14 protein-coding genes are annotated in these 21092 nt (G+C 62.5%); 10 read left to right on the plus strand and 4 right to left on the minus strand.

Going from position 1 to position 21092, the window contains the following annotated elements:
* Positions 1-66: 66 nt before the first annotated feature.
* The 5 genes from amaB (at position 67) to F759_RS0124480 (ending at position 6001) form a co-directional block, all read left to right on the plus strand.
* Positions 67-1566, plus strand: coding sequence for an L-piperidine-6-carboxylate dehydrogenase (gene amaB, locus F759_RS0124455; RefSeq protein WP_027802183.1), 1500 nt, complete (start codon positions 67-69; stop codon positions 1564-1566).
* A gap of 151 nt (positions 1567-1717) precedes the next feature.
* Positions 1718-2890: an NAD(P)/FAD-dependent oxidoreductase gene (locus F759_RS0124460; RefSeq protein ID WP_027802184.1), complete on the plus strand. Its 1173-nt coding sequence runs from the start codon at positions 1718-1720 to the stop codon at positions 2888-2890.
* A 559-nt stretch (positions 2891-3449) separates the two neighbouring features.
* Complete coding sequence (locus F759_RS0124465) at positions 3450-3656, plus strand: hypothetical protein (RefSeq protein ID WP_027802185.1); 207 nt, start codon at positions 3450-3452, stop codon at positions 3654-3656.
* Between the two features lie 167 nt (positions 3657-3823).
* A complete protein-coding gene (locus F759_RS43415; protein WP_167334041.1) occupies positions 3824-3997 on the plus strand; it encodes a hypothetical protein in 174 nt (57 codons plus the stop codon).
* 861 nt (positions 3998-4858) lie between these two features.
* The gene (locus F759_RS0124480) at positions 4859-6001 is read left to right on the plus strand and encodes a porin (protein WP_027802186.1); all 1143 of its coding nucleotides are present in this window, start codon (positions 4859-4861) and stop codon (positions 5999-6001) included.
* 205 nt (positions 6002-6206) lie between these two features.
* Here the strand turns inward: F759_RS0124480 and F759_RS0124485 are convergent, their stop codons facing one another.
* Both F759_RS0124485 and nhaR read right to left on the minus strand, forming a co-directional pair.
* Entirely contained in the window at positions 6207-7766 is a 1560-nt protein-coding gene (locus F759_RS0124485) for a methyl-accepting chemotaxis protein (RefSeq protein ID WP_027802187.1), read from the minus strand.
* A gap of 181 nt (positions 7767-7947) precedes the next feature.
* Positions 7948-8844: a transcriptional activator NhaR gene (gene nhaR, locus F759_RS0124490; RefSeq protein WP_027802188.1), complete on the minus strand. Its 897-nt coding sequence runs from the start codon at positions 8842-8844 to the stop codon at positions 7948-7950.
* A gap of 147 nt (positions 8845-8991) precedes the next feature.
* On the opposite strand from nhaR, the gene F759_RS0124495 reads away from it, so the two are divergent.
* A complete protein-coding gene (locus F759_RS0124495) occupies positions 8992-9474 on the plus strand; it encodes a CBS domain-containing protein (protein WP_027802189.1) in 483 nt (160 codons plus the stop codon).
* Between the two features lie 89 nt (positions 9475-9563).
* Positions 9564-10532 carry a Tim44 domain-containing protein gene (locus tag F759_RS0124500; RefSeq protein ID WP_027802190.1) on the plus strand — a complete coding sequence of 323 codons (969 nt, stop codon included), beginning with the start codon at positions 9564-9566 and terminating at the stop codon, positions 10530-10532.
* 93 nt (positions 10533-10625) lie between these two features.
* On the opposite strand, the gene F759_RS0124505 is transcribed toward F759_RS0124500, so the two are convergent.
* A complete protein-coding gene (locus F759_RS0124505; RefSeq protein WP_036025143.1) occupies positions 10626-12491 on the minus strand; it encodes an extracellular solute-binding protein in 1866 nt (621 codons plus the stop codon).
* 337 nt (positions 12492-12828) lie between these two features.
* Here F759_RS0124505 and F759_RS38450 point away from each other — a divergent pair, with 337 nt between their 5' ends.
* Positions 12829-13875, plus strand: a complete 1047-nt coding sequence (locus tag F759_RS38450; RefSeq protein ID WP_051377436.1) for a chemotaxis protein CheB — start codon at positions 12829-12831, stop codon at positions 13873-13875.
* Between the two features lie 221 nt (positions 13876-14096).
* Here the strand turns inward: F759_RS38450 and F759_RS0124520 are convergent, their stop codons facing one another.
* Entirely contained in the window at positions 14097-16745 is a 2649-nt protein-coding gene (locus tag F759_RS0124520; protein ID WP_027802193.1) for a hybrid sensor histidine kinase/response regulator, read from the minus strand.
* Positions 16746-17004: 259 nt separating this feature from the next.
* Here F759_RS0124520 and F759_RS0124525 point away from each other — a divergent pair, with 259 nt between their 5' ends.
* Together F759_RS0124525 and F759_RS0124530 are read left to right on the plus strand one after the other, a co-directional pair.
* Positions 17005-19269 (plus strand): two-partner secretion domain-containing protein, encoded by a 2265-nt coding sequence (locus F759_RS0124525; protein WP_027802194.1) that lies wholly within the window; start codon positions 17005-17007, stop codon positions 19267-19269.
* 82 nt (positions 19270-19351) lie between these two features.
* Complete coding sequence (locus F759_RS0124530) at positions 19352-21091, plus strand: ShlB/FhaC/HecB family hemolysin secretion/activation protein (protein ID WP_244438902.1); 1740 nt, start codon at positions 19352-19354, stop codon at positions 21089-21091.
* Position 21092: the final 1 nt, after the last annotated feature.

The following is a 21092-nucleotide window of genomic DNA, read 5'->3' on the forward strand; positions in this document are numbered from 1 at the left end:
ACCCAGGCGTGTATAGTTTCCGAACGTACTAAAATTTCGTATTGGAAATTCAATGAGGTCTCAATCGTGAAAGCATCAGCCATTCTGTCGGAACTCGGCATTTCCCATCTCGCGGAAGCGGGCGACATCGCCGTCCATTCGCCAATCAACGGTGAGCTCATCGGCAGCGTCGCGAGCAGGACGGTTGCCGATGTCGACGCCGCACTGGCCAACGCGCAGAAGGCGTACGCCAGCTGGCGCAACGTGCCGGCGCCGCGCCGCGGAGAACTGGTGCGTCTGCTGGGTAACAAGCTGCGCGAGCAGAAGCACGCGCTCGGCAGCATCATCACGCTCGAGACCGGCAAGATTCTTCAGGAAGGTCTCGGCGAAGTGCAGGAAATGATCGACATCTGCGACTTCGCGGTTGGGCTGTCGCGTCAGCTTTACGGCCTGACCATCGCATCGGAGCGTCCGGGCCATCGCATGGCTGAAACCTGGCATCCGCTGGGCGTGTGCACCGTCATTTCCGCGTTCAACTTTCCCGCGGCCGTGTGGTCGTGGAATGCGGCGCTTGCGCTGGTTTGCGGCAATGCAGTGATCTGGAAGCCGTCGGAAAAGACACCGCTCACTGCGCTTGCTGTCGATAAGATTCTGCAAGACGCGTTGAAGGAATTCGGCGATGCGCCGGAAGGCTTGACGAGCGTCCTCAACGGTGGCCGCGATGTCGGCGCGAAGCTGGTTGCCGATCCGCGTTCCAATATTGTGAGCGCGACGGGCAGCACGGAAATGGGCCGCGCGGTCGGCGTCGAAGTGGCGCGCCGCTTTGGCCGCTCCATTCTCGAACTCGGCGGCAACAACGCGGGCATCGTTTCCGGCAGCGCTGACCTGGAACTGGCGCTGCGCGGCATCGTCTTTTCGGCGGTCGGCACTGCGGGTCAGCGCTGCACGACGCTGCGCCGCCTGTTCGTTCACGAAAGCGTGTACGACAAGGCCGTCGAACGATTGAAGGCGCTCTACAGCAAGGTCGTGATCGGTAATCCGCTGGAGCAGGGCGTGCTGATGGGCCCGCTGATCGACGAACAGTCGTTCAACCGCATGCAGGCGGCGCTCGACCAGGCAAAGAGCGAAGGCGGCAAGGTGTTCGGCGGCGAGCGTCATGCGGTTGCGGGCAACGAGAAGGGCTTCTACGTGCGCCCGGCAATCGTCGAAATGCCTTCGCAAACACCAGTCGTGCTGAAGGAAACCTTCGCGCCGATTCTTTACGTGCTGAAGTACAGCGACTTCAATGAAGCGATCGACGGAAACAATGCAGCGGTGCATGGCCTTTCGTCTTGCGTCTTCACGACCGATCTGCGCGAAGCCGAGCGATTCCTGTCGGCCTCGGGCAGCGACTGCGGTATCGCGAACGTGAACATCGGACCGAGCGGCGCGGAAATCGGCGGCGCGTTTGGCGGCGAAAAGGAAACGGGCGGCGGCCGCGAATCGGGCTCCGATTCGTGGAAGGCTTATATGCGGCGCGCGACCAACACGGTCAACTATTCGTCGGCACTGCCGCTCGCTCAGGGCATCGATTTCAACATCGGCTGAGCGTTTTGCGCTGCATGTAGACGGCCGTTGCAAGACGGCCGTTTGTTTAAGCCGGCCGGTGTTGCGGACCTGTCGGGCAGGGCTGGCGCTTTCGTGCCGGCGAGCGCTTTTCCGAAGCCGGCCGGTCATGTGCAACTGGATGGAGCGAGTCGTGAGTTCTCAAGTCGTTATTGTCGGCGGCGGCGTCATCGGCAGTTCTATCGCTTACTTCTTGCGCGCTTGCGACCCCACGGTTTCCGTGACCGTCATCGAGCGTGATCCGAGCTATGCGAAGTCGTCGTCGGCGCTATCGGCCGCTTCGGTCCGGCAGCAGTTCTCCACGCCGCTCTCGATTCAGATGTCGTTGTACGGCATCGAATTCTTGCGCAATATCGGCGAGCTTCTGGAAGTGGACGGTAACAAGCCGTCGATCGATTTGCATGAAGGCGGATACCTGTTTCTCGCCACGCCCGCCGGCGACGCAACGCTGCGCGAGAATCACGCGTTGCAGAAGAGCCTTGGCGCGGACATCAATCTGATGGACCAGCAAGCGCTCAAGGCCAGATTCCCGTGGCTGAATGTCGAAGACCTGGTGTCGGGCGCATTCGGCGAAAGCGGCGAAGGATGGTTCGACGGCTATGGGCTCGTGCAGGCACTTCGCAAGAAAGCGCAGTCGCTTGGCGCGCGCTACATTGCCGCCGACGTCAGCGGCGTCGTTCGCGAAGGCCGCAAGATTACGCACGTGATTACCAGCAACGGCGAGCGCTATGCATGCGATACGGTCGTGAATGCAGCAGGCGCATGGGCGCGGAAGATAGCCGAAATGATGGACATCGACATTCCGGTCTTTGCTCGCCGCCGTAGCATTTTCAATGTGTCGTCTCCGGCTCGTCTCGCGGCCTGCCCGTTGCTGATCGATCCGACCGGCGTGTACTTCCGTCCGGAAGGAAAGACCTATATTTGCGGCACGTCGCCGGCAGCGGATAACGATCCTGACGATCTGCCGCTCGATGAAGTGGATCACCGTCTTTTCGACGACGTCATCTGGCCGACGCTTGCGCATCGCGTGCCGGAGTTCGAAGCGCTGCGTGTCGAGAACTGCTGGTCAGGCTACTACGAGTACAACGTATTCGACCACAACGCGATCATCGGATATCACCCGCAGATCGAAAACTGCGTGTTTGCGAACGGCTATAGCGGGCATGGTCTTCAGCAAGGCCCGGCGACGGGCCGCGGAGTCAGCGAACTGATTCTGCATGGACAATACCTGTCGCTGGATCTCTCTTCGTTGAACTGGGACCGTCTGCTCGAAAACCGTCCCATCGTGGAAAAAAACGTGGTGTAGGCGAACCGCGACCAATGCCTGAACGACCGGGCTCAGCCAGCGAAAATACGTACGAATTCACCGCCCCTTTCCAGAATCCTTCAGGCTCTCCTATCCGCGAACTGTTCAAGTATCGACGTGCAACTGCGAAAGCGCGAGCTTCACATTCGCCTGCGCGTTGTCCGTCGTCGTGGCTCATCTTGGCGCTCGTTTCCAGCCGCGGTGGTACTTGCACGAGGTGTTTGGCGTTGACCAGCAGATTGACGACTTCACCGTGCCGGCTGGTCGTCAGCGTGTTTTAGCGGCTAGCGCCGTGCGTCCTGACGAGGTGTCGATCTCGTGTGTTTATCGCGCAGCGATAAGCGTGTGGGCAGTTTATCCAGTGTTGAATCGGAAAAGACCAAGGCGAGGCTGATGGATCCAGGCCGTCGAGTGGACAGTGACGGGGCATGGATGCACGGCGACTGGACCGGGCTGTGGCGCCTTTTTTCCACGCGACAGCGTCCAGCAACGAGGCCCCACGGTGGCACAGCGTTTGCACAGGCTCCGCGTCAAGACAAGATAAATAACGAGAACGACCATGCGACCTGACCAGACCGCTACTGAGTTTTCCCAGCATCAACCGCTGCTTGTCACGCCGCTGTCGGACGTCAGCCAGCGCGCGCCGCACCGCCAACTCGGCCTGTTTGCGCGAGTGACGTTCTGCTTTGCATGGCTATTTGGATTGGAGCCCTTCCTGACAGGCGCCGCCGACGATCAATCGCCAGCCGCTCTCGATCGCCGTTAAAGCGTGCGCTGTCGCACCGACGGCGGTTGAAACTTTCGCCGGCTGGCCGGGCAATTTCTACATCGGCGGGCAGCACGGTGGCGGCCTCGCGTGCTGAAGGCCGCCACGGCGGGAACAGCGGTTGCGCCCTTGCTGGCGGGAAATGTTCCCGTGCACAGGAGCCAATCATGCAGACCGATCCGACCATTGATCCCGTAGCCGACCCGTCGAATGAACCGCTCGACGCCCCTGAAGACCAGCCGCGTCCGCTGCCCGGCACCCCGCCCGACACCGATCCGCTCGCGCCCGGCAGTTCTCCCGACGATGACGGCGCGTTAAGGCAATCCCGCCGCCAGTCGTGATCACGACAGCAGCGTTGCCGGAATTAGGGGAACTACGCGTAAAAAGGCGCACGGCCGTGCCGTTAATGTAGATGGAAGGCTGTTCGATGCATTGCCGTCCGCTTTCAGCACCGGGTTTGTCACGCGGCGGTCGGCGCCGCAGTTCACCTCCGGGCACAGCCGTGCTGAAGGCTTCCCTCATAAACCATCAATATAAAAAGCGCGTACGGCGTTTTTGCCGCAACTGCACCAAGGCCGCCTGCTGGGCGGTTTTTTATTGGCTAACACTGAAACCGCTGCGCGCGTCGCGCCTCGCCGTGCTTGTTGAAGCCGCGCATAGCCGATACCTGCGCGAAACAGAATAGCCGAATGCCGTGATAAGCAAATATCGCGAACAAAGTCCGAATTAAGCCGACTGCACCTAGTGCATTAAGTTCCCCAGATTTGAATAAACTGATCCCACATTTTTTTATTGCGGCGAACAGTGCTCAATTAATCAGCAGCGGTACGCTTTACGCGCGTCCATTTGATGAGCCGATTGCTTCCTGCGTATTACAAGCTGTTGCATACGCACAACTCGGGTTATTGAAAAGTTGCAAATATTTAATGTTGGAGGCAAGGCGTTTGCCTGTCCCTGTTTCCACTAAATTTACCAAAAACAAGGACTTAGCCCAAACGTCCGTTCGATTATTGCGAAATGTGCAAGACCGTGTTGTGAGAATTGCGGGCGCCGCTATTAGGGTGGCCCCCTACACTCACGCTTCGCTTAGAGGGTGCCCGGCTGATCCAGAACGGTTCGGCCACAAGGGCGGTAGCGCATCCGTGCGCTGCCGAGGCAGGCCCCGCTCCCCCGCGAAAATTTATCGAACAGGAGTCCCACGCATGAAAAAGAGTCTCATCGTCGTTGCGGTTGCCGCATCGTTCGCTTCCGTCGCTCACGCACAAAGCAGCGTCACGCTGTACGGTCTGCTGGACGCTGGCGTGACCTACACGAGCAACGTTGCTCACAACTCGAAGTGGGCAGCCGGCAGCGGCGGCATCGACCAGAGCCGTTTTGGTCTGCGCGGTTCGGAAGACCTGGGCGGCGGCCTGAAGGCAATCTTCACGTTGGAAAGCGGCTTTAACGTCAACAACGGCCGCTTCGCGAACAACAACGGCATGTTCAACCGCCAGGCATTTGTCGGCCTGTCGAGCGCGCAATTCGGTTCCGTCACGCTGGGCCGTCAATACGACGCAGCGCAAGACTTCCTGGCACCGCTGACCGCAACGGGTAGCTGGGGCGGCACGTACTTCGCCCACCCGTTCAACAACGACAACCTGAACACGAACGGCGGCTTCGCGGTCAACAACTCGGTCAAGTACTCGAGCGCTAACTACGCTGGCTTCACGTTCGGCGGCACGTACGGCTTCTCGAACCAGGCTGGCGCATTCGCAAACAACCGCGAATACAGCTTGGGTGCCGCTTACCAGTGGCAAGGTCTGCATTTGGGCGCTGCTTACGCACAGCAGAACAACCCGGGCGCAACGAACGCAGCAGGCACGGCCAGCAACGGCGGCGCTTCGGACGGCGCATTCGCTGGCTTGACCGGCAACTTCCGTCAGCGTGAATTCGGCGCGGCTGGTTCGTACTCGTTCGGCCCGGCTACCGTCGGTCTGGCATGGACGCAATCGCGTATCGACAACGTTGCAGGCGTTCAGCAATCGCTGCGCGCTAACAACTACGAAGTCAACGGCAAGTACAACCTGACCCCGGCTCTCGGCCTGGGCGTTGCGTACACGTTCACCGACGGCAAGGGCTATGGCGTTGCCGCAAACGGTGGCTCGACGTCGGTTCGTTACCACCAGATCGGCCTGCAAGCTGACTACGCACTGTCGCGTCGTACGGACGTCTACGCTCAAGCCGTGTACCAGCACGCAATGGGTGACGGCGGCGTCGCTTCGATCTACAGCGGCGACATCACGCAAGCTCCGTCGTCGTCGAAGAACCAGACGGCTGCTACGGTCGGTCTGCGTCACCGCTTCTAAGTTTCAGCAGAAGCTGCTTGTTGTACAAAAAGGTGCCGTTCGCGGCACCTTTTTTTATGCGCTGGAAAATGTGGAAGGACCAGTGCTGTGCACGGACCGCGCTGCGCGGGGCTAACGCAAGTCGTTGCCCGAATGCGGAATCGCGCGCGGTGTAGCTCGCCATGCGCAAACGCAACGCGCCGACCGTCTAAACGCGACGTCTCCGTCAGGCGTGTTGCCCCACCTTGAACACTGCGACAGCCTCGCGCAACTGTTCGGTCTGCTCATCCAGTGAGCCTGCCGCGGCCGCAGCCTGCTCGACGAGCGCGGCATTGCGCTGCGTGACGTCGTCCATCTGGCGAATCGCCAAATTCACTTCGCCGATGCCGCTGCTCTGCTGGTTCGACGCCGCCGCGATTTCGTTCATGATCGCCGTGACGCGGCGCACCGCGTCGACCACTTCGCCAATCGTACTGCCGGCCTTTCCGGCCAGCGTCGAACCTTCGCCGACCTGCTCGACGGACTGGTCGATCAGCACCTTGATCTCTTTGGCGGCCGTCGCGCTGCGCTGCGCGAGGTTGCGGACCTCACCCGCGACGACTGCGAAGCCGCGCCCTTCCTCGCCGGCGCGCGCCGCTTCCACGGCGGCGTTGAGCGCCAGAATGTTCGTCTGGAACGCAATGCCTTCGATCACGCTGATGATCTCGCCGATCTTGCGTGAACTGTCCGTGATGCCGGCCATCTTTTCGACCACGTCGTTGACGACCTCGCCGCCGCGCGCGGCAATGCTCGATGCGTCGTTCGCCAGGTCGGACGCGGTTGCGGCGTTCTCGGCGTTCTGAGTGACGGTCTTGGTGAGTTCGTCCATGCTGGCGGCGGTTTGCTGCAACGACGCCGCCTGTTCCTCGGTACGGCTCGACAGGTCCAGGTTGCCCGCGGCGATTTCCTTCGAGGCCACCGTGATCGTTTCGGCCGAACTCTTGATCCGTGCGACGGTGGCCGCTAGCTGATCACGCATTTCGCGCAGCGAGAACAGCAGGCTCGAACTGTCGTCGCGCCGTAAGTCGATCGGCGTTGCAAGATCGCCGCGAGCAATGCGCATGGCGATTTCGGCCGCTGTGGACGGTTCGCCGCCGATCGAACGCGACACGTTGCGCACCACGCGAGACGCAACGAACGACACGAGCACACCCAGCACCAGCAGCATGCCGCCAGAACGCAATAGTGTCGCGTAGAACTGGGCCTGGATGTCGTCCATGTAGGCGCCGGCGATGAAATCCCAGTTCCACGGCGCGAAGCGCTTTACGTAGCCGATTTTTTCGCTGGGCGTGGTCTCGCCGGGCTTCGGCCACCAGTAACGCAGATAGCCGGAGCCGGTTGGCGAGCCCCCCGCCGCGGCAATGTCGTGGTAGAGCGCATTGCCTTTCGCGTCGCGAAAGCCGCTCATGTCCTTGCCGTTGAGTTGCGGGCTCATCGGGTGGGCCACCATCACCGAGTCGCTGCGCACGATCGTCACGTAGCCCGAAGTGCCATAGCGCTGTGCATTGACGCGGGCGATGGCCTGCTGCCTGGCTTCGTCGACGGAAAGCTTGCCGGCGTCCGCCTGTTTCGCGTAGTCGGCAACGATCGACGCCGCCATGTCGGTGACGTCGGCCAGAGCCGAGCGCCGTGCGTCCATCTGAGCGCTACGTGCTTCGAACGCGTTCACTACGGTCACGATCAGCAGCGCTGCCCAGCAAAGCAGCAGGGGCACCCATAACTTCTGTTTCAATGTCAGACGGTTCATTATCGGATTCGACGGTACGTTGAGCGCGAAAGAGGAGGCACTAGTCAGGCAGCGCCATAGTTCGCATAACGGCTGTCGAAGCGGATTCTTTATCCCTTGGTCGACGGTTGAGTCCGTCGCCGGACAGCAAACAAATCAGATAGTTGAGCACGATGATCCACGGCTCGAACAGCACGCGGCGCTACGCATTGAACAGTTCGCTGCGCGCCGCGTCGATGATCATCGCAACTGCCGGATGGCTGATGCGGCGTTCGATCGAGATCGCAAAGAACTCCTCGACGATGGTGTTGATCTGCCCGACGGTCGTGAGTTTATGTTCGGCCTGCAACTGGTTCTCCAGCACCGTGGGCGCGAACAGCAAGCCACGGCCTTCGCGGCCGAATGCCATCGCCATCGCGCCATCGTCGAACTCGCCGACGATGCGCGGTGAGATCGCGCGCGACGCGAGCCAGTGATCCAGCTTGCGGCGCACCGCCGATTCGGTGCCGGGCAAGAGCAGCGGCAACTGGCCGAGCGACATGGGAAAGCGTTTGCGGACGCCCTGAAGCAGCGCTTCGGCGCCGAAGCAGCTTAGCGTCGAACGGCCTAGCCGGTGATTGAACGCCTTGATATTGACGTCGGCGGGAATGGGGGCGTCCGCGATGATCAGGTCCAGGCGGTGCACGGCCAGTTGACCGAGCAGCGCGTGCAGCTTGCCTTCGTGGCAGATCACGCGCAGCGAAGCCGGTGCGCTCAGCGCAGGTTCCAGCAGCCGGTAGGCGATCGCCTTCGGCACCGAGTCCGCGATGCCGACGCGAAACCGCGATTGCGTGCCGACCTCCTGTTCGCGGCGCACCGCGCTTTCCAGTTCCGAGCCTAGCGAGAATATTTCGTCGGCGTAGTCGAGCGCCAGCCGGCCGGCGTCGGTGAGTTCGAGCGTGCGTCCGCTCTTCTTGAACAGCTTTTTGTCCAGCGCTTCCTCGAGCAGCTTGATCTGCCCGCTCAGTGTTTGCGGTGTGATGTGCAACTGCTCGCCCGCGCGGACGATGCCGCCCGCGTGTGCCGCAACCCAGAAGTAATACAGATGCTTGAAGTTCACGCGTCCTCCGTCGATCAGCCAACGTTACGGTTTTTTCGAAGGATGGGCAACAAAAATACGAATTTTCCGTTGTCTCGCGTTCGGTTAGATTCAAGGCTCGCCCCGAGGCGTCAGCGGGCGGCTAATGAGAGTTGACAGAGGTGACATATGGCATCCGTTGCACAGTTTCTGCGTTCGAAAGAGTCCCGGACCGTGTGGTCGATACCGGCTTCCGCGTCGGTGTATGACGCGATCGCGATCATGGCTCACCGGCAGGTTGGCGCGCTCATCGTGGCGCACGAAGGCCGCATCGCCGGCATCGTCACGGAGCGCGATTACGCGCGCAAGATCGTTCTGATGGACCGTTCATCGCGCAATACGCCGGTGCGCGACATCATGTCGACAGCGGTGCGCTACGTCAGTCCGGAGCAGACGACGGAGGAATGCATGGCGCTCATGACGGAGCACCGGATACGTTATCTGCCCGTGATCGCGGCGGGGCAGGTGACCGGAATGGTGTCGATTGGCGACCTCATCAAGAACCAGATGTCGGAGCAGGAACACACGATCCGGCAACTGGAGCACTACATCCACGGCAATAGTTCGCAGGTCGCGCACAGCGGAGCGCAGGCTGGCCGGTGGCAAGTTTAACGATCGAAAAACATTACCGTCCGTAAGGTAGTCGCGCGAAGAATGACGTGCGGTGCGGGCGGCCCCAGACACATCAAGAGAGGTTTTATATGTATATGCAAACCATCGATCACTTGCGGCGTGTCGCCAGCAAGTTGACGCGAGGCACCGTAGCGCTCGGTCTCGCGGGCGTGCTCGCGCTGGGCGCGCTCGCAGCCAATGACGCGCAAGCGAAGCGCGTCGGCGGGAGTCAAAACATCGGGCGCCAGTCGCAGATGGCGTCGCCGTCGGGCCCGGCACAACGAAGCCAGCAGGCCCAGCCGACGCAGCAGGCCGCGCAGGCGCCGGCCGCCACGCCGGCGCGCAACCGCTGGTTGGGTCCGCTGGCTGGCCTCGCCGCCGGCTTTGGTATCGCCGCGCTGCTGTCGTCGCTTGGCCTCGGCGCAGGGCTCGCGCAAATGCTGTCGAACGTGCTGCTGATCGGTCTCGTGGTCGTTGCCGGCGTGATGCTGTTCCGGTTCATCGCCAATCGGCGTCGCCCGGATCTGGCTTATGGACACGGCGCCGCGAACCGGTCACAGACCAACGGCTCGCCGCTTCACAACCGGACCGATCCTGCGCGGCAGGATACGAACTTTTTCGGCATGCAGCGTGCCGCGACGAACGCAGCCGGAGCAGCGGGCGCGGCAAAGATGCCGGTGCAACCGCTCGGGCTCGATCAGGCGGAGTTGGTGGCTTTGGCGAAAAACATGTTCATGCGTCTTCAAGGCGCGTGGGACCGCAACGAGCAAGGCGACCTGTTCGAACTGACCACGCCGGAGATGTTCGCGCAAATCAAGCGTGATCTGGAAAGCCGCGGCAGCGAGCCGAATCGTACAGAGGTGGCACAACTCAATGCGGAAGTGCTCGGCGTGGAAAGCAGCGCGGATGAAACGCTGGTCAGCGTGCGCTTTTACGGCCAGATGAGGGAAGACGGCGCACCGGCTGCTCAGCCGTTCCAGGAGGTATGGAACATTGTGCGGGGCGCGCAAGGCGACAACGCATGGCGCCTGGCGGGCATCCAGCAGTTGGACCGCTAAGGAAACGATCGCGCATTCCGGGGGCATGCATCAATGGATGGATGCCCCATCCAGCAATCAGAAAGCAGTACAACGACTACGCGGTGTAGTCGTCTATCTGGATGCTGCCGAAGGCTTCTTCCACCATGTCGACAGCACCCATTCGTCGGCGGCGAAATAGAGCGGCAGCGTCGCCGGATATCCAAGGTCGCTGCGGTATGCGATGCGGTGACTCGCGGAATACCAGTGCGGAATCACGAAATAGCCGTTCATCAATACGCGGTCGAGCGCGCGTGTCGCGTCAGTCAGCTGCTCGCGCGTTTGGGCCGATATGACCCGTCGCAGGATGGCGTCGATAGCCGGCGACTTTACGCCGACGAGATTATCGGAGCCCTGCTGATCGGCGTAGCTGCTGCCGAAACGCGAAAGCTGTTCAGTGCCCGGCACCTGCACATCCGGCAAACGCACGGTCGTCATGTCGAAGTCGAACGCGTCGAGACGCTTTTGAACGAGAGCGAAATCGGCGGTGCGGAATTTCATCGTAATGCCAACTTTCTGCAGATTGCGGCCAAACGCGGCAGCGACCGCCTCCATTGACGTGCCGCCACCCGAATCGTCGAGAAGCTCGAAGACGAACGGCTGGCCGTTCGCGTTGCGCAGCGCGCCGTCGCGATAAGTCCAGCCCGCCTGCGCGAGCAGTTCGCGCGCCTTGATCAGATCGGCGCGCAGCGAACCGGGCGGATCGGTGTCGGGCTGTCGCGGCATTTCGCCGAACACCGCTGGGTCTAGCTGTCCGCGCAGGGGTTCCAGAATCGCTAGTTCCCCTTCGCCCGGCTTGCCCTTCGCCTGCAAGTCGGTGTTCGAGAAGAAGCTGTCGGTGCGCTTGTACTGATTGAAAAAAAGCTGGCGGTTGAGCCACTCGAAGTCGAGCGCGAGATCGAGGGCCTGACGTACCCGCACGTCGCGGAAAATCGGCCGCCGCAAGTTGATGAAGAAGCCTTGCATTCCCGCGCCGTTGTGGTGAGGAAACTCGCGCTTGATCAGCTCGCCGTTGTCGAAGCGCTTGCCGATATCGCGCCGCACCCAGCTATGCGCGACGTTCTCGACGAGTACGTCGTACTCCCCCGCCTTGAACGCTTCCAGCCGCGCAACCGCGTCCGCATACAGCTTGTAGTCGATGCGCGCGAAGTTATGCGTGCCGACGCGCACGGGCAGCGACGCGCCCCAGTAGTTCGGGTTGCGTTTATAGCTGATGGTTCGCCCGTTGTCGTATTTGTCGATCAGATAGTCGCCGCTCGCGATCGGTTTCTCGAACGCGAGCTGGTCGAACGGAATGCGCGTGCCGTCCGGCCTCATGCCCCACTTGCGGGAAAACACCGGCATGCCGCCCGCGAGCAGCGGCATTTCCCGCGTCGCCACCTTGTACTCGAAACGGATCGTGAGCCGGTCGACGACCACCGCTCGCGCAATCTGCCCGAAGTACACCGAGAACTGCGGCAGGGCCTGCGGACTCTTCAACGTGTCGAGCGAGAACTTGACGTCCTCGGCCGTGACCGCGTCGCCATTCGAAAAGCGCGCTTTCGGATTGATGTGGAAGGTTGTCGAGAGGCCATCTGGTGCTACATCGATGTCGTCGGCGAGCAGGCAATACGCGCTCGCGACTTCGTCGGAACTGCCGGTCGTCAGGCTTTCGAACATCAGCCCGAGTCCGGGCGCGGGATTGCCGCGTAGCGTGAATGGATTGAATTTGTCGAAGCTAGTCAGGCGGTTCGGGTTGGCGAGGACAAGCGTGCCGTCGCGCGGCGCGTCAGGGTTGACGTAGTCGAAGTGTTTGAAATCCGCGGGGTACTTGGGCTCGCCATATTGCGCGATGGCGTAGACGGCGCACGCAGGATTAGCGAGCCACATGGCCGCTCCGCTCACCGCGAGCGCGAGCAGAAAGCGCCAGGTGCTGCGCGACCGGAGCCTCTTGTGAGTCATAAACCCCCTTGGCGCAATGCACAGATGAACGTGGGTTTTGACCGGCTCGCGCCGTCGGCGTTTCATCGCGCGAGTTGCCGAAGCAGCGCGGGCAGCGTGTTTGTCAGACCGTTGCGTTGCCAAAAATACTGACCGGAATTGCGCGTTCGTTCGTTTTGCCGGCGGGGCAAACGAATCGGCGCGTACGGGAGAGCGCTTTCAACCGGGTTACCGTAATCGCGCGCAGCGGCGGCGACACGACCGCCGTGCGCGGCTCCGTTGGCGGATGTACAAGCTCGGCGGAATCGTTGCGGCGCACGGATTGCTGGAATGAGCGTATGTCGTCAAGGAACCTGCTATGGATCACACCAGGGATATCGTTGTTGTCGCCGCATCCGCCGGCGGACTGGCCGCTTTGAGGACGCTACTCGGTGCTCTGCCGGGCGACTTTCCAGGCACCATCCTGATCGCCATGCACACGGGCGCGTTTCCGAGCGTGCTGCCGGATTTGCTGGGATACGTTTCCCGACTGCCGGTGGCGCATGCGCATGACGGCGAGCCGTTGCGCCGTTCGGTCGTCTATGTCGCCCCGCCGGACCGCCATATGCTAGTGCACGACGACCGCTTGCGCTTGTCGCGCGGTCCCAGGGAAAACTTTGCGCGGCCTGCCGCCGACCCGCTGTTTCGCTCCGCCGCCGTCTTTTACGGGCGACGCGTAATCGGCGTGGTGCTGACCGGTCATCTCGACGACGGCGCCGCCGGTCTGCGCGCGGTTCACGCGTGCGGCGGCTACTCTATCGTGCAGGATCCCGCCGACTGCGTCGCGTCCGGCATGCCGAGAAGTGCATTGCCGGCAGTTGTCGCGGACGTGGTGGCGCCCGTCAGCGAAATCGGCGGCGCTATTGTCAATGCGCTGACGATCACCGGTGTGCCGAAGGAGGTCGAGATGAGTGTTCGCAAGCAGGCCGAAATCGAGACGCGGATCGCGCGAACGGGGCGCTCTTCCGTCAAGGATCTGGAGCAACTGGGTCAACACAGCAGTCTGACGTGCCCCGAATGCGGCGGTGTCGTGTGGCGCGTCGGCGAAGGCCAGCCGCTGCGCTACCGCTGCCATACGGGCCACGCATTCTCCGCTGCGTCGCTCAATCACAGGCAGAGCGAAAGCACGGAAGAAGCGCTGTGGTCCGCCGTCCGCCGGCTCGATGAAGAGCTGATTCTCGCCAAGCAGCAATTGCGGTTCATCCCTACAGACGAAAAAGAAAACATCGAGAAAGTACGGCAGCGGATTGCCCGTCTTCAACAGGCGTCGACAGCAACTCAAAACATTCTTCTCGACAGGGAGGAGAACAGGACGCCAGGCCCGCAGCACTTCGAAAAGCAGTCCGAAGAAGCCTCGCGTGGCTGACATCGCGCCGGTTAGCCCGCGTTCTGGAGCGAGCGGATCTGCCGGCCATCTGCAGCGCTGGCTGATGCATCCGTAAGAGTTCAGTCCGCGCACGGCCATGCCGGACCTCGGGCTGATTGCGAATCAGGCGAGAGACATCGCCGCCTACCTGTACTTGCACTGACAGCGGCACGCGTCATTGCCAATGCTTCGGCATGAAAGACGTCGAGCGCCTTCGCACTTCATTCCCCCTGCGGCGACGCGGCGGCCGGCGACAGTTCCGCGAGCAGCGACATCAGGTATTCGATGTCCACCGGCTTGACGAGATGATGGTCGAAACCCGCGGCCTGCACGCGCAAATGATCGTCCGCCTGGCCGTAACCCGTTACCGCGATCAATACCGGCCGCACCTCGCCCTTCAGGCGAATCAGCCTGGCAAGCTCGTAGCCGTCCGTATCGGGCAGGCCGATGTCGAGCAGTGCCGCATCGACGGGTTGGGCCTCGGCTTTCGCGAGCGCGTCGTCGGCGCAGTATGCAACGTTGACGCAATAGCCCTCGCTTTCGCAAAGCAGCGCGAGCGAGTCGGCGGCGTCCTTATTGTCGTCGACGATCAGCACATGCAGCGAAGCGCGCTCAGCGTGCGACTGTCCCGCGTCCGACGGCTCTTCGTGCAACGGCGCGACAATTTCGGGTGCGTGAGAGAGCGGCAGCCTGATCGACACTGTCGCGCCGCGGCCGGGTCCGGGACTCGCGATGTCGATCGAGCCGCCGTGCAATTCAACGAGCTTCTTCACGAGCGACAAGCCAATGCCGAGGCCGCCATGCGCCCGGTCGAGCGTGCGCTCGCCCTGTGCGAACAGATCGAAGATATGCGGCAGAAGATCGGGCGAGATGCCGCTGCCGTTGTCTTCGATGGTGACGGTCGCGAAGCGCTCGTCGGCGAGCGCGGTCACGCACACGTTGCCGCCGGGGTCCGTGTACTTGCACGCGTTGTTCAGCACGTTGACGAGAATCTGCGACAGGCGCAGCGGGTCCGCGTGCAGCCAGACGGGCGTGGGCGGCAGCCGCACAGTGAGATGCTGGCCGCGCGAGCTCGCCATCGACGATACCGTTTCGAGCGCGCCGTAAATCGCGGTGCCGAGCAGAAGCGGCTCGCGTCGAAGCACGATGCGGCCGTGGGTGATCCGCGACACTTCGAGCAGATCGTCGACGAGTTGCGCCATGTGATCGACCTGCCGGCTCAGCATGCCGACCAGTTCGCCGGCCTTCATGCCGGCTTCTTTCTCGCGGCGCAGTAAGGTAATGGCATTGCGCATCGGCGCGAGCGGGTTGCGCAGTTCGTGCGCGAGCATCGCGAGGAATTCGTCCTTGCGGCGGTCGGTTTCGCGCAATGCGAGTTCCAGCGTCTTGCGCTGCGTGACATCCACCGCGCTTGCAATTACGCGCCACGGCCTGCCGTCGGCGTCGCGCTGCAACACAGCCTGGCTTTGCAGCCAGCTTTCCCTGTTACCCAGCACGATGCGAAATTCCAGCGGCTTGTCGAATTCGCCCGTGAGCGCGACGCGGCGCATCGCTGCGTCCACCGACGCGCGGTCTTCCGCGTGCACGCGATGAAGCGCCGCGTCGTACGTGAGCGCGGTCGGCGCGGCTTGCACACCGGGCACGGTATCGACGCTGTCCCAGCAGACCGTCCACGAATCGAGCGACAGATAACCGATGGTCATTCTGGCGGCGCGCATGGCCACCTGTAGCCGCAAATTGCGTTCTTCGAGCGCGGCCGCGGCGGCCCGCTCATCCGTGACGTCCGTCGCCATGCAGAACCATTCGCGCAATGTGCCGTCGTCGTCGCGCAAAGGCGCGGCTCGCGCGACCATAGTCCGCCAGCTGCCGTCGCGCCTGCGCAGCCGGAAAGTCATCGAGCCCGGCGTCTCTGCCTTGATTATCTGCGACCACTTTTCGTGTGCGCTTTCCTGGTCGTCTGGATGAACGAGGTCGAGCCATTCGCAGCCTGCGTTGAGGCGGTCCTGCGGAGCGAAAGACTGCCAGTTTCCTAACTGGTTCGTGTGACCCGCGGCGTCTGCTATCCACGTCAGTTCCGAACTGACTTCGACGAGCGCGCGATAGCGCTGTTCGCTGCGTTCGCGTTCGGTTTGCGCGTCGTGCTGTTCGGTAATGTCGTACGTCACGCCGTAGACGCGTTCGATTTCCGAGCCGCTTCCGCAGTCGGTTTCGCCACGGGTTCGAAGCCACAAGCGCTGACCGTTGCCGAGCTCGATAGGAAAGTCCAGTTCGAACGGCACGCATTCGTGCAAGCGGCCGGTTAGCTCGCGCGCGAACCAGGCGCGGTGGCTTTCGGGGATTCTGTCGAACAACCATTGCAGCGGCACTTCGGCCTGCTGCGGATCGAGGCCGTAAATCTGCGCGAGTTGAGCACTGATCCGCGCGGTGCGGCTGCCCATGTCCCATTCCCATGCGCCGACGCGCGCCGCATCGAGCGCGAAGCGCAGCCGCCGTTCGCCGATCTCGTAGGTTTCGCCGGCCTTCACGAAGTCGTCGATGTCCATTGCGATGCCGCATGCGCCGCAGACGACGCGCGCGTCGTCGAAGGTCGGCTGTATGCGCAATTTGTGCCAGCGGTATGTGCCGTCAAAACGTTTCAGGCGCGCATTGACCTTCGCGCTTTCGCCGGCGGTGAGCGCGCTGCGCCATGCGTCGAGCACATTCTTGACGTCGCATTCGAAGACGAACTGGTCCCAGTGCAGCGTCGTGTTGGGCGCAAAGGGATTGCCGAGGTAATTGCGGCACGCGACGTTGGTATACGTGACGATTCCGCGCGCTTCCGCCGTCCACACAAGCGCCGGAACCTGATCGGCAATATCGTTGTTGCTCATTGCGTTATCAATCGCACTGTTCGTACTGCTTCCAGGAGGACCTCTGCTCGGGTCGTAAGCGAAACAAGGCGCCGCGCCACTCACGCGGTGGCCAATTCCGCAGACGTTTCGGCACAATACGTGGATATCCCGCTCATCTCTGCTCATTGTGCTCCTGAAACGGGCTGCAATAATACGGGCGTGCGTGCAGCACGACTGACGCGCCATAACCGCATCGCATCGAAGAATGCGACGCCCATTGTGGGGGATAGGAGACGTGATGAACAAGCTTCCGCCGGCATCGTATGAGCAGGGAAAATTACGTCGGCGGGGGGCGAGCATGACGCTTCTGCCGCTTACCGCGGCTCTGTTGTGCTGCGTCGCTTCAGTCGATGCGCGCGCCGCGGGCGCGCTGCCCGCAGGCGGACGCTTCGTCGGCGGAAACGGCTCGATCAGCGGCAACGGCACGACGTTGACGGTAAATCAGGGCTCGGGGCGCGGCGTCGTCGACTGGAACAGCTTTTCAATCGGCAACGGCAACCATGTGGTGTTCGCCAACGGTAACGGCGCGACGCTCAACCGTGTCACCGGCGGCTCGCCGTCGGCCATTCTCGGTACGCTGACGGCAAGCGGCAGCGTCTACCTGATCAATCCGCAAGGCATTGTCGTGGGACCGAGGGGCGTCATCTCGACGAACGGACGCTTCGTCGCGTCGACGCTCGACGCCGTCGACACCAGCGCTTTCATGAACGGGCAACCGTTGACGCTCTCGGGCAATTCGGGTGCGAGCATCATCAACATGGGCACGATTGCATCGGGCACCGGCGACGTGTTCCTCATCGCGCGGCAACAGGTGGACAACGCCGGCACCATTAGCGCGCCGAACGGCACCGTCGAACTCGCGGTCGCCCAGCAGGTGTTGCTGCAGGATTCGTCGTCGGGCAGACAGGTGTTCGTGCAGCCGGGCCAGCAGGGCGCGGGCGGCACCATCGTGAATCGCGGCTTGATCCAGGCGGCGCAGATCAGCCTGCAATCCGTCGACGGGAACATCTACGCGCTCGCCGGCAACCACGAAGCGATCCGCGCGACCGCCACGGCCACGCGCGACGGACACGTGTGGCTCGTTGCGGGACATGGCATGTTGCAGCCGGGTGGCCAGATCGAGGCGGCCGGCGGCACCGTCGACATGAGCGCGGACACGCTGGCGTTTCCCGCCGGCGGCACGACGGTGCGGGCCAATCAATGGAACATCGCGACACCTGCATTCACCATCGGCGACAATGCGGCGCTCGCGCTCTCCGGGAGCCTCGGCACCGGCACCTCGGTCAACATACAGACGACCGGCGCGAACGGCAGCACCGGCGACCTCGACGTTAACTCGGCAATCGGCTGGCAGGGCAACGCGTCGTTGACGCTTGCGGCGTATCGCAACGTGACGGTTGCGCAAGGTGCAACCATCGGCAATCAGGGTGGCGGCAGTCTCACGTTACGCGCCGATGCCGCGAGCATCGACAACGGCGGCGGCGTCGCGAATCGCGGCGTGATCGACTGGTCGCGCAGCACGGGCCTCGTGAATGCGCTGTACGACATGAACGGCACATACAGCGCCGGCACGTTGCTAGGCAATCCGGCATGGACTGCCGCGGCCGGCAGCGGTCAGATCACGCAGATCACCGCCTACAAGCAGATCAACAACGTGACCGACCTGCAAAACATTTCGCAGGACCTCGCGGGCAACTATGCGCTCGGCACCGACATCGACGCTACAGGCTATACGTTGGCGCCTATCGGCGACCAAACGACGCCCTTCACCGGCCAGTTCGACGGCATGTGGCACAACGTGCGCAATGCGAAGTTCGTGATCAGCGACTTCACCAAGGATCATTCGTCGGGACTCTTTGGCGTCGTCGGGCAAGCCGGCGTGCTGCGCGATGTCGGCGTGGAAGACAGCTCGGTGAACACCAGCAACATCGGCAGCGGCCTTCTCGCAGGCGTGAATGAAGGCGTCATCGCGAACGCGCACTCGACCGGCGTGGCCGCGGAGTTCTTCCAGGACGGCACCCCGTTCGGCGGTCTTGTGGGTCGTAACGACGGCACCGTCGAACGGTCGTGGAGTAGCGCCGCGATCTCGGGCTCGGGCACGAACGGTGGGCTCGTCGGCTACAACCTGGGTTCGATCGTAGAGTCGTATGCGACCGGCAGCGTCAGTCCGATTTATTCGACGGGGTATGGCGGCGGGCTTGTGGGTATCAACGATGGAACCGTCACGCAGTCGTTCGCGACGGGCGCGGTGCAAACGCGAAGCATGCCGACACATGGCGTGATTGCGTTCGGGTCGGGCACGCTCGCACCGGACGTCTACTGGAACAAGGAGACGACAGGGCAGGCCGTGAGCGGTGGCAGCCTGCCGCCGTCGAACGGCCTCACTACCGCACAAATGAGCGATCCCGCGAGCTTCGCGGGCTATGACTTCGGGCCGACCGGCGTGTGGGCGATGCCGTCCGGCGCGACGCATCCTGTGTTGCGCTCGCAGCTTGCGCACTGAGCGGCGCACTGAGCGGCGCACTTCATTCGCGGATGAACCTCCGCGAATGTCGCGCGCGCGTTGGGCGCTGCTGGCGTCATGCATGGTCGCAGCTTTTTACTCTTCTGCGGTGTTCGCACAAGCCTGGCGCGACGTCGCTCCGCAGCCCGCACCGCCCACGCCGCGCAGCGCGCCTTCGCAACCGTCGGCGCAGTCCGAAGCGAATTCCGCGCAGGTCGCCGTGGCGACGCTGGAAGGTCTGGTGTTCGAACCGGCAAGCGCGAGTGCGAGTGCGAGTGCGGGTGCAAGCGCAAGCGCAAGCGCGCCGGCACCACGCGCGCGACCAGGCGTCGCCGCCGACGCTCTGCCCGTACTGGACCCGGCTTTTCTCCACACCTTCGACGCCGATCTCGGCAAGCCTCTAACGTTTGGCCGCCTTGCGGAAATCCGCCGCGCGGTGGTCGAGCGTTATCGTGCCGCCGGCCAGCCGCTCGTGGATGTCTACGTGCCCGAGCAGGACGTGAGCTCGGGCGTCGTGCGTATCGCGGTGGCTGAATTTCGCCTGGGACAACTGCGCACGAGCGGCAACCGCTACTTTTCCGACGCGCTGCTGAAGCGCGAAATGCCGCTCGAAGTGGGCGAGCCGATATTGCAATCGGACGTGTCGCTGGGTCTGGCCGTACTCAATGCGAATCCATATCGACGCGTGGACGCGGTCTTTGCGCCAGGAGACGCGGCGAATTCGACCGACGTCATCTTGCAGACCGAGGACCGGCTGCCATTGCGTGTGAACGCCGGATACGACAACGCGGGCGTACGCGACCTCGGCCGCGATCGTTTTTTTGCGGGCATCGACTATGGCAATCTGTTTGGGCTCGACCAGCACATCGCGTATCAATTCACGGCCAGCAACGATTTTTTCAGTGGCAATCCGGACATTGAAGGGCGCGCGAATCGCGCGCGTTTCGCGGCTCACGCACTGAGTTATATCGCGCCGCTGCCGTGGCGCGACAGCATCGAACTGTTCGGCGTCTATGCGCAAAGCACACCGCGCCTGCCGGACAGTTATGGGCAAACGGGCATTTCGGCGCAGCTCAGTTTCCGCTACGACTGGCGCTTGCCGGCGACAACGGATGCAGTGCAACTCGTGCAGTTCGGCTACGACTTCAAGCGTAGCAATAACGATCTGGAATTCGGCGGCTTTCAGGTGTTCAATTCGAATACACACGTGCACCAGTTCCTGCTGACGTACGACTTCAGCAAGCCAGCCGATGCTGGAGCAGGGCACGTATCCGCGACCTTCGCGGCAAGTCCGGGCGGCCTGGACGGTTCCAACAACGATATGGCTTTCGCTGCCGCGCGGCACGGCGCGACCGCCCGCTATGCCTATCTGCAACTCGCCGCGCAACGTGCGTTCGCGCTCGGCGGCGGATTCGTATTGACCGGGCGAGGCGCATTCCAGTGGACACCGAATACGTTGTTGCCGAGCGAGGAAATGGGCCTTGGCGGAGAGTCGAGCGTGCGAGGCTATGAGCCGTATGTCGTGCTAGGCGATCGCGGCTGGAACGTGCAGACGGAATTGCGCGCACCGGCGCTGCCGTTCGGCACGAGCAGCGCGGCTGCACAGCCCTTTGTGTTCGTCGACGCGGGACATGTTTGGAACCGTATCGATCAGCCTGCGGAGATCGGTAACGGGTCGCTTGTCAGCATCGGCGCGGGCGTGCGTTTTCAATGGTCGCGCTTCGTCGATTTTCGCTGCACCTACGGCGTGCCGCTGCGTGCGCCGACGCCGGGTGGATCGAAAGCGCCGATGGTGCTTCTCTACGTTTCCATCGGCAGTTGAA

The organism is Paraburkholderia dilworthii (assembly GCF_000472525.1).
GTDB classification, from domain to species: domain Bacteria; phylum Pseudomonadota; class Gammaproteobacteria; order Burkholderiales; family Burkholderiaceae; genus Paraburkholderia; species Paraburkholderia dilworthii.

What these genes read in the sequence shown, in the direction of transcription:
- F759_RS0124465 (WP_027802185.1), top strand. Translation starts at nt 3,450, where the DNA reads ATGCGACCTGACCAGACCGCTACTGAGTTTTCCCAGCATCAACCGCTG.
- F759_RS43415 (WP_167334041.1), top strand. Translation starts at nt 3,824, where the DNA reads ATGCAGACCGATCCGACCATTGATCCCGTAGCCGACCCGTCGAATGAA.
- F759_RS0124480 (WP_027802186.1), top strand. Translation starts at nt 4,859, where the DNA reads ATGAAAAAGAGTCTCATCGTCGTTGCGGTTGCCGCATCGTTCGCTTCC.
- F759_RS0124485 (WP_027802187.1), bottom strand. Translation starts at nt 7,766, where the DNA reads ATGAACCGTCTGACATTGAAACAGAAGTTATGGGTGCCCCTGCTGCTT.
- F759_RS0124495 (WP_027802189.1), top strand. Translation starts at nt 8,992, where the DNA reads ATGGCATCCGTTGCACAGTTTCTGCGTTCGAAAGAGTCCCGGACCGTG.
- F759_RS0124500 (WP_027802190.1), top strand. Translation starts at nt 9,564, where the DNA reads ATGTATATGCAAACCATCGATCACTTGCGGCGTGTCGCCAGCAAGTTG.
- F759_RS0124505 (WP_036025143.1), bottom strand. Translation starts at nt 12,491, where the DNA reads ATGACTCACAAGAGGCTCCGGTCGCGCAGCACCTGGCGCTTTCTGCTC.
- F759_RS38450 (WP_051377436.1), top strand. Translation starts at nt 12,829, where the DNA reads ATGGATCACACCAGGGATATCGTTGTTGTCGCCGCATCCGCCGGCGGA.
- F759_RS0124520 (WP_027802193.1), bottom strand. Translation starts at nt 16,745, where the DNA reads ATGAGCAACAACGATATTGCCGATCAGGTTCCGGCGCTTGTGTGGACG.
- F759_RS0124525 (WP_027802194.1), top strand. Translation starts at nt 17,005, where the DNA reads ATGAACAAGCTTCCGCCGGCATCGTATGAGCAGGGAAAATTACGTCGG.
- F759_RS0124530 (WP_244438902.1), top strand. Translation starts at nt 19,352, where the DNA reads ATGGTCGCAGCTTTTTACTCTTCTGCGGTGTTCGCACAAGCCTGGCGC.